Annotated in this window: 2 protein-coding genes; both read right to left on the bottom strand. The window is 72.3% G+C overall.

What is annotated here, in order from left to right; genetic code table 11:
• On the bottom strand, positions 1 to 1,313 hold a 1,313-nt coding region (locus LLG88_08490; protein ID MCE5246941.1), incomplete at its 3' end, for a hypothetical protein.
• A 207-nt stretch (positions 1,314 to 1,520) separates the two neighbouring features.
• Positions 1,521 to 4,835 (bottom strand): immune inhibitor A (locus LLG88_08485; GenBank protein ID MCE5246940.1); only part of this gene is annotated, 3,315 nt, incomplete at its 5' end.

The following is a 4,835-nucleotide window of genomic DNA, read 5'->3' as shown; positions in this document are numbered from 1 at the left end:
GTGGACGGCGACCAGCCGGCGTTGCAGGTGTCGTTCACGTTGACGTTGATCGTCAGCTGCGCCGCGAGCCAGGTGTTCGACGGCAGGTAGGTCAGCGCCTTCTGCTTGATCTTGTTGACGTTGTAGTACTGGGTGCGCGCGGCGTGGGTGTTCCCCGCCCCGCCGACGCCCGGCGTCGCGCAGTCCGTTCCCTTGCCCGCGCCGAAGTCGAGGTCGCCGCTCGTCGTCGAAAGGGAGATCGCGCCGCAGTTGTCCGCGATCTTGGCCAGCTTCCCGCTCAGCGCCGAGGTCGCGCTCGTGCCGGAAAAGCGCCCGTAGGCGTCGGCGTAGATCGTCGCCCCGCTCCCGTCCTGCCCCACGTCCACGAACGCGAACGGCCGATCGAGTTCGTCGGCCGGCTGATCGTGCGTGTAGGCGTGCCCGTGCGCCGACCCGTAGACGTCCACGTCGCGGAACGAGACGACCTCGCCGGTGCGCGCGTCCACGCGCCCCTCCCACGTCCCGCGCTCCCCGGGCCGCACGAAGATCACGGCGTAGATCAGGCGGTACCCGAGGCCGTCGCCGTCCGCCTGCGGCACGATCAACAGCCGCGCGGGAGCGACGATCCGGTCGTCCTTCCGCCCCCCGGCGTAGCTCCGGACGGCCGCCCACGCGTCGTCGGCGGAGAGGGCCGGCGTCGGGTCGAGCGTCGCGATCGCCGGGCCGACGTACTCCTGCCCGACCTGCACGAGGTTCCCGTGGTTCACGCGGAAGACGACGTGCGCCTTCTCGACCTCGATCCCCTTCCACGTCCATTGGAAGTCGACGAAGTAGGCCGAGTCGCCGATCGGGCCGGTCGCGCCGTCGATCGGCCGAAGGTCGTCCGGGTCGAGGCCGAAGAGATCGGGGTTCGCCTTGAGGAAGGCGAGCGCTTTGTCGATCATCGTCGCCTTCGGCATGTCCTTGAGCGCCAGTCCCGCCGGCACGCCCGCCGACGCCGCGGTCAGCTTGTTCCCCGCCCCCGGCGTCCACGGCAGCGCCCCTTCGAGCAGCGCGGGGCGTCCGGAGACGGCGTCGAGCGTCATGCGCCAGCCGGCCTCCGGCCGCGCGGCCTGCAGCGCGCGGAACGCCGCCGCCGCGGCCGGCGCCTTCAGCGCCGCGGCCGAATCGGCCGAGACGTGGCGCGGACCGACCTGCAGTTCGGGACGGACCATCGTGAGCTTGTCGAGCGCGCCGCCGCCCTTCTTGGCGATCTGCGCCGACGCCGGAACGAGTCCGCAGAGAATGACCAGCGTCGCCGCGGCGGCGCGGAGGAACCGCGGGCCGATGACCATGGAGCGCTCCTTGAATGGGCCTCCGCGGAGGAGGCGGGGGGGCCGCGGCCCTCCCCGGGCCGCCGCATCCAAGGATTGTGCCCTTCAATCGCCCCGGCTACAACGCGACCCCGCGGCGCGCCCCTCGCCCGCGCGCTCGGCCGTCCGCGGACTTCAATCGCCCCGGCCGCGAGGCGACCCCGCGGCGCCTTTCGCCGCGCCCCGACGTCAGCGGCACGCGCCCGCGGCGTTGATCTTCCACCCCGTCGCGGCCAAGCCCTCCCCGGCGTCGTTCAGCCCGCTGATCAGGAACCACTGCACCTGCCCCGCGGCCGGCGAATCGGTCAGCGTCGGGCCGGTCGTGGTCGTCGTCCCGCTCCAGCGCACGCAGGCGTTTTGGACCGCCCCGTCGGCGTGCCGCAGGTCGGCCGCCGCCCCGCGGTAGAGCCGGTAGCCGTTCGTCGCCGCGGCGTTGCCGCTCCACGTCAGCGTGTCCTTCGTCGAGCCGCTCCACTGCAGCGAAGCGTCCGCGCCGCCGGAGGTCTCCCCCGGCGCCGCGAGAGAGCCGCCGGTGCAGGCGTGGATCTGGCAGGCGTAGGTCGGGGTCGAGACCACGACGTCGTCCACGGCGACCGTTCCGCCCGAGGCGGGCGTCTTGTCGTGGAAGCCGAGGTAGTACGTCCCGTCGCTCGGCACGGTGAACGAGACGCTTTCCGCCGTGCAGGCCGTTCCGTTGAACGACGACGCCGACCAGAGCGTCGTCTTCGTCGAGGACGTCGTCGCCGCCGTCGCCAGCGCGGCCTCGACCGTCACGCTCCCCGAAACCGCCTTCAGGTTGAACGACAGCGTGTACGGCGTCCCCGCCTTGAGGGTCGTCGCCTTGCCGAAAATCCACGAGTCGGAGGTCGTGTTGGTCGCGGCGTGCGTGGCGCTCGACTTGCCGTTCCCGGTGCAGTCCGTCTTGGTGAAGCCGGTGAGGACGTTCCAGTCGGTGAGCGTGCCGGTGTGCGCGACCGTCCAGCCGGTCGGCAGCCACGTCGAGGACGCCCCGCTCGGGAAGTCGAAGTGCTCGTCGAGCGACTTCGCCGTCCCGGACACGACGTACCGCCCGACGGGCAGCAGGTACTGCTCCGACCACGCGCCCTCGGAGGAGGCGATCGACAGCGTGAACGGGATCTGGTCGCCGCAGACCGCCGACGAACCGACGCGCACCGCGAACTGCGGTTCGAGCGAACTGCCCGACCCGCCGCCGGCCACGTCGGGGAACATCGCCGCGCCGTTGGTCACCGCGGCCCGCGCGTCGGTCGTGGCGAGCGCCGCCGAGACCTTCGTGGCCGTCTTGCTGCCCGCGTTCGCGAGGCTCATCCGCAGACGCACGTGCTCGCCCGGATCGGCCGCGCCGTCCGCCGCCGCACCCGTGCCGTGGCAGGCGTCCGCCAACGTCGTGCCGGAGCGCTTCAACGCCGCCCGGCAGGCGCCCAGCGCGCCGACCTCGATGTCGTCGAGGTACCACCCCTCGTTCGACGGCGCGCCGCCGGACGTGAAGCGGAAGCGGAGCTGCGCCGTCCCGGTGTAGTCGGCGAGGTCGATGTCCCAGAGGATCCAGCCGCTGCTGGTTCCGCTGTACGCCGCGTGGAGGTCGCTCCACGTCCTGCCGCCGTCGGTGGTGATCTGGATGTAGCTCTTGTCGTTCGGGTACAGCGTGGCGACCCACTGCCAGAAGCGGAGATGCATCCCGTGGCCGAGGTAGCCGAGATCGAACGGCGCCGACGTCAGCGACGCGTCCACGGCTTGGTAGCCCGAGCCGCCGCACGCGGCGGTCCCGATCTTCCAGGAATTCGCCCCCGAATGGGCGCGGCAGGTCGAAATCGCGAAGCCCGAGCCGGACGCGGCGGCCGCCGTCCAGGAGCCGACGCCCCCTTCGACGTCGTCGCGGAGCGCGTAGGTGCGGCCGATGGTCGAGGCGGAATAATGAGCCCCGCCGTTCGTCTCCACCGCGACGTTCCCCGCCCGGTCCTCGAGCACGAGGTCGTAGACGTACGGCGTGCAGGCGGCGAGCCCGGAGATCGTCGCGGCGTGGTTCGTCGCGAAGTCGGCCGCGGTGGACAGGTCGTTCGTCGGAGGCGCCGCGGCGCCCCAACGCAGCTCGGTGAGGGTCGGCTCGCTCGTGTACCAGTCGATGGTCAGCGCCTTGTCGGTCGTCGAGCCCGCGGAGACGCTCGTGACGCGCGGCGGCGTGCAGTCGATCGACGCCGTCGCGTCCACCGTCCGCGCCGTCGGCGCGGCGTCCTCGTAGCGGGCGGTCACCGTTCCGCCGTCGGCGACGGCGACGACGCCGTCCTGCGAGGTTCCGCCCGCCTTCGTCGCGAACGTCCCTTCGAAGACCCCGGTCCCGGCGCCGGTCTCCGTCAGCGCGAGGCTCATCGGGGCGCCGTCCGCGCTCGAGAAGAGCGAGATCTCGCGGCTCCCGGCGCCGACGAAGTCGGCGTCCTCGAGCGTCACCTTCACCGCCGAGGCGGCGCAGTTGACGTAGGTCCTCCCGATCCGCAGCGTCGCCGCGCTCGGCACGGCCATCGCCGGCACGCAGTCGCTGACCGGACCGGCGCAGGCGTCCGACCCGCCGAGCGCCTGCACGCGGTAGTAGTAGCGCAGGTCGTTGAGCGGCGTCCCGTCGGCGTAGGCCGCGGAGGCCGCGCCCGCGACGTCGGCGATCTTCGTGTAGCCCATCTCGCAGCCGTCTTCGTTCCGCAGAATCCGGTACGACTGCGCGCCGGCGACGGCGCCCCAAGCGAGATCGACGCGGCCGTCGCCGACCGTGGCCGTCGCGGCCGGCTTGCCGGGGAGCGTGCATCCGGCGTGGTTGCGGTTCGTCGTGTCCGAGGCGGCGCCGCAGGCGATTCCGTGCCGCGCGAGGGCGGCGTAGATCGCCGCGGCGTGCGGCGTCCCGTTGGCGAGGTTCCCGTCGTCGTCGTCCATCGCGCGGAGCACGGAATAGAGGCTCCCCGCGCCGCAGCCGTTGGTCGAGATGCCGCTCGTTGTCGTGCAGGCGTAGTTGGCCGTCGCCGTCGGGCGCGACGTGTACCAGAGCCGATCGACGAGCTGCCACGCGCTGGCCGCGTCGAGGCCGGCTCCGGGGAGATCGCGGTTCGCGAGGTCCCAGAGCGCCTCGGTTCCGATGTACGACTCGCAGTGCCCCTCGTAGCCGCACGGTCCGGCGTAGGACGGCTTCAGCGGGCAGTGGAACCCCGTCGTTCCGGACAGCATCGCGGGCGTCGCCGGCGTGTTGTTCCGGTGTTTCGCGTAGTCGACGTCGCGCACGCCCGAGCAGGTCTTGCAGGCGTCGCCGTAGCCGCCGCACACGCCGGACAGATAGAAGCCGCTGCCCATGCACGACGCATGCGTCTGCAGCAGCGCGGTGAAGTCGCCGTACGTCTCGCCGGTGCCGTTGTCCGGCGAGAAGCCGTCGCCGTCGTTCGTGTCCAAGCCGTGGCCGAACTCGTGCAGCGACACGCCCGGGAGCTCGCCGGTGTTGGCGCAGCCGTC

Source organism: bacterium, from assembly GCA_021372775.1.
Classification (GTDB): Bacteria; Acidobacteriota; Polarisedimenticolia; order J045; family J045; genus JAJFTU01.
The sequence above is the reverse complement of the archived record's forward strand: the minus strand, read 5'-3'. Positions and strand labels throughout refer to the sequence as shown.